The following is a 221-nucleotide window of genomic DNA, read 5'->3' on the forward strand; positions in this document are numbered from 1 at the left end:
GAAGTATCTCATAGCATAAGCTAGTAAGACACCTTGAAGAAGACAAGGTTGATAGGGTAGATGTGGAAGTCCTGTAAAGGATGAAGCTGACTACTACTAATATGTCGAGGGCTTAACTAGAAAAGCTAAAATGTCAGTGCAAAGTAATTTCTTCTGTATAGTTTTGAGTGTGCATACACTCAAATAGAATATCCGGTGATGATGCCTGAATGGTTCCACCT

Annotated in this window: 1 rRNA gene; it reads left to right on the forward strand. The window is 38.9% G+C overall.

Annotation, left to right across the window (positions count from 1 at the left end):
• Positions 1-120: ribosomal RNA gene (locus ACE419_RS11630) — 23S ribosomal RNA — on the forward strand; the annotation flags it as partial.
• Positions 121-221 lie beyond the last annotated feature (101 nt).

Source organism: Mitsuokella apri, from assembly GCF_047974105.1.
GTDB lineage: Bacteria > Bacillota > Negativicutes > Selenomonadales > Selenomonadaceae > Mitsuokella.